Origin of the sequence: Burkholderia sp. Bp9031 (genome assembly GCF_003857965.1) — a bacterium.
Lineage (GTDB): Bacteria > Pseudomonadota > Gammaproteobacteria > Burkholderiales > Burkholderiaceae > Burkholderia > Burkholderia ambifaria_A.
This window is the reverse complement of record NZ_QTPW01000071.1, coordinates 1-3,507: the sequence shown is the minus strand read 5'-3', so window position 1 is coordinate 3,507 and position 3,507 is coordinate 1. Positions and strand designations below refer to the sequence as shown.

Below are 3,507 nucleotides of genomic sequence, written 5' to 3'. Positions count from 1 at the left end.
ATCACGATGCTGCTGATCCTGATGCTGACGTCGAAGGGAATGGCCGGCGTGCCGCGCGCATCGCTCGTCGTGATCGCGGCGACGCTGCACCAGTTCGACATCCCGGAAGCGGGGCTGCTGCTGATTCTCGGCGTCGACACGTTCCTCGACATGGGGCGCTCGGCGACCAACGCGGTCGGCAACTCGATCGCGAGCGCGGTGGTCGCGAAGTGGGAAGGCAGCCTGCTGCCTGAAGCCGATGCGGAAGCGAACGCGGCCCGCATCGATGCCGAACTCGCCGCGACGCTTGCCCACCCGGCAGACGCCTGACACTGGTCACGCACGCTGTTCCGATCAACGCCGGTGGCTGTCTGCAGACACGCCACCCGCTTGGTACGCACGCCCATTCGATCGAGATCGGCACTTGCCGGTGACGAACGTTCTCGAAGCCGGAACCGCAAACCGTCGGAACAGCGGCGTGCTTGACGGCCCCCCAACCGTCGCGAACGTGTGCTCGCGCGGAACGATCGGTCGGGGCGCGAAACCGCTTCTGCCGGCGCCCAAGTCGGCATGTTCACGCCGGTATCGGCGACGGACGTCCCTTCTCGACGACATATCTCACGCGCTCCCAGGCGTCGACATAGCGATGCGCAGGGGCGATCAATAGCTGTATGTCGTGGAACGTCACCAATTGCTCGATTGCTATACGTTCATCGACCAGGAGCGTCCATGGTTGCCCTTGCTCGACGCGTTGCATGCATTGCTCCAGCGCATCTTCAGCACGCTTGTACAAGCGTCGATCGACATCGTCTACCTCGATATCGCGCAAGAAGAAGGCGATGTAGGTGGTACCGAGCAATGTCATGAACTGGTCACCGTTTCCGTGACCGGAGCTCATCACCGCAAGCGCAAGGTGAAATCTCAGCGATAAACGTCGCACGTCCACCGAAGGCAGCGGAAGCAACATCGATTTCGTGAATGGCCGTCGGTCGCGTCGTGGAGGGTGACTCATGTTGAATCTGTCGAGAATTGGCTGATTATGTCGTGTGCAATCGCCTTGGCCTTGAACACCTTCTCGAGCACACTCGGCATGATCGGCGCGACAGTCAATGCGCCCGGCGATGTGCCGAGCAGGCCCGCGATGCTGCCGCCCTTCGCGCTGACAACCTCGGTGCCAAGCTTGAGCACGCCACCTTTCACCGGGTCACGCTTGATGATCTGCACGCGCTGCCCGGCCTGCCACGGACGCCAGTCGTCCTCCTTTGCGTTCGGGAAGTATTCCTTCAGCGCATTGAAGCGGTCGTCGTGGAACAGCATGAGCTGGCCGGCCAGGTATTCCACGAGCGGAAACTCGTCGACGCCCACGCGAATCATCGGCATCACGCCGCGCGTGTTGGTGCTGTTCAGCCAGTCGAAGTACGAGTTTGACGACGTCCGTGTCGTCGGTCACGAGGAACGAGCTGCCCACCGGGAACGCACCGTATTCCGTGGCCTCAGGGATGCCGGACACCTGCAGTAGGTGCAGTGCGCCGCCGCCCGCACCAATGAAAACGAACTTCGCGTCGACGGCCTGCCGTGCGCCACTTGCGTCGCGCCTGCCCCACGAAACGTGCCACGTGCCGTCTTGTGTGGCGCGAGATATCAGGCTGCTGCCGCAAGTAGCCGACGAACTGCCGCGTGATTTCGCCGAAGTTCCCGTCGGTGCCGATCGGCGTCCAGGCGGCGGCGACCTTCTGCGAACGGTCGCGGCCTTCCATCATCAGCGGCACCCACTGCTTGACTTCCGCACGATCGAAACACGGTCAACACGCCGACATGGCGCTTCAGCCGACCCGCGACCTATCCTGGCCGCTGACTGATCTGTCGAACCTGCTGCCGGAGATGCAATTGCCCGGCACTATCGGCAAACCGGTCAGCGCTCCGAAAGAGGTCCGGTTCGACGCGCCTGCCGGGCCGGCGCGCTTGTGCTCATCGCCGACCGATCAGCAACCCGATCAACACCCCCACTCCGAGCGCAGTTGCCGCCGTTGTCCATGGACGATCGTGCACGTACTCGTTCGCGACACGAGCGGTCTTCTTCCCCTTCTCGACGACAATCACCTGCGCTTCCGCCGCTCTCTTCTTGACCTGCTTGAGTCGATCGCGAAGCGCCTCGCGCACGTTCTCGTCATCGAAAGCGTCAACGCCGTCATAACCCGCATCCTTCGCTGCTCGTTCCATTGCACCTTGCATATTTGCCGACGTCGTCATCACGATCTCCATTTGATGAATTGCATCCTGATTTCATTTCGAGCGCACATACCCGTCTTGTCGGCTCGGAGTCCTTTGTCGCCAACGCACAGTGATTGGAAATCCGACATGAACAACGTACCCAACCGAATTTTCCTCGGCAAGAGCTATGCGCATTTCGACTAACTCCATGACGCCTGCTATCCCGATGAGCCAGCGACGAATGCGTCACGCAACCGCTCGACGCACATCGATCTCCACACTGAGGGATCCGCCGCTTCCCTGCCTGCTGCACCCTTTGACTGGAGATGCGCCGTGATAATCCATGCCAGCAGCCAGCTTCACGTAATGTTCGTTGGGACAGATGTTGTTCGCGGGATCGAAGCCGACCCAGCCGAGACCATCCACGTACGCGCCCGCCCACGCATGGCTGGCCGCCTGTCGATCTTGGCCGTCCATCAGCAGATAGCCCGAGATATAACGGGCTGGAATACCGAGCCGGCGGGAGGCCGCAATGAAAACATGCGCATAGTCCTGGCAAACGCCCGTTCCGCCGGTCCATGCCGTCTCGGCATCGGTATCGACATCCGTGGCGCCTGTTGCAAATTCGAACCGGTCATGGATCGCCTCCATGAGGTCATGGAGCATCATCAGCTGATTCGACATGCCGGAAAACGACATCGCGAATTCTTCGAGCGCGCCCCCCGCCTTGGTCAACTGCGTTTCACGCAGGAACAGCCACGGATGGGCACAATCGTCGAGGTACCCCACCACACCCGTCATGTCGCGCGTCGTCACGTTTCCGGCAGATTCGATCACAATCTCGCTCGCGCTCGAAACATGGTCTGCAAGGTCGATTCGATTCCCGAATCCGTCGAGATACGACAACCCGGGCGGCTTGCCATTGACCCGGATTTCCCAATCAACGACAGTCTGACTCGCACTCGACAGTGGATGAAGGCGCATGCGTTGAATGGCCTGCTGCACGGGCGCATCGTAGACATAGCGGGACGTATGAACAATCGAGAGTTGCATGATTGCGTTCAGTCGAAGTTGTACGCCTGGGCGATTTCGAGCCCCAGTCGGTGGTTGCGCCGAATGAATCCGGTCAGGAATTCGTGCAGGCCGTTCTTGAAGATGCGTTCGATCGTACTGTCGGACAGCGTCGTGAGCATCTGTGCGGCGGTGTCGTGGCACGCATGAGCAGCACCATGCTCTTTCACGAGCAGGTTGAGACTCGACATCACGCGGCCATAGCAATAGCGCAACGAGCGCGGCATGCGGCCGTTCAGGATCAGG

The 3,507-nt window shown here is 60.8% G+C and carries 5 protein-coding genes and 1 pseudogene; 1 reads left to right on the top strand and 5 read right to left on the bottom strand.

Going from position 1 to position 3,507, the window contains the following annotated elements; genetic code table 11:
* The coding region (locus tag DIE15_RS36440) for a cation:dicarboxylate symporter family transporter (protein WP_124835862.1) at window positions 1–309 on the top strand (309 nt) is incomplete at its 5' end.
* A gap of 244 nt (window positions 310–553) precedes the next feature.
* Here the strand turns inward: DIE15_RS36440 and DIE15_RS36435 are convergent.
* The 5 genes and pseudogenes from DIE15_RS36435 to DIE15_RS36415 all read right to left on the bottom strand — a co-directional run.
* Complete coding sequence (locus DIE15_RS36435; RefSeq protein ID WP_057923765.1) at window positions 554–946, bottom strand: hypothetical protein; 393 nt, start codon at window positions 944–946, stop codon at window positions 554–556.
* Window positions 947–1,035: 89 nt separating this feature from the next.
* Window positions 1,036–1,772, bottom strand: a pseudogene (locus DIE15_RS36430) (malate:quinone oxidoreductase); the annotation flags it as partial.
* Window positions 1,773–1,947: 175 nt separating this feature from the next.
* Complete coding sequence (locus tag DIE15_RS37985) at window positions 1,948–2,199, bottom strand: YqjD family protein (RefSeq protein ID WP_409364333.1); 252 nt, start codon at window positions 2,197–2,199, stop codon at window positions 1,948–1,950.
* Between the two features lie 237 nt (window positions 2,200–2,436).
* Window positions 2,437–3,243, bottom strand: coding sequence for a transglutaminase family protein (locus tag DIE15_RS36420; protein ID WP_057923769.1), 807 nt, complete (start codon window positions 3,241–3,243; stop codon window positions 2,437–2,439).
* A gap of 8 nt (window positions 3,244–3,251) precedes the next feature.
* On the bottom strand, window positions 3,252–3,507 hold a 256-nt coding region (locus DIE15_RS36415; protein ID WP_148095698.1), incomplete at its 5' end, for an alpha-E domain-containing protein.

What these genes read in the sequence shown, in the direction of transcription:
- DIE15_RS36420 (WP_057923769.1), bottom strand. Translation starts at nt 3,243, where the DNA reads ATGCAACTCTCGATTGTTCATACGTCCCGCTATGTCTACGATGCGCCC.
- DIE15_RS36435 (WP_057923765.1), bottom strand. Translation starts at nt 946, where the DNA reads ATGTTGCTTCCGCTGCCTTCGGTGGACGTGCGACGTTTATCGCTGAGA.
- DIE15_RS37985 (WP_409364333.1), bottom strand. Translation starts at nt 2,199, where the DNA reads ATGGAACGAGCAGCGAAGGATGCGGGTTATGACGGCGTTGACGCTTTC.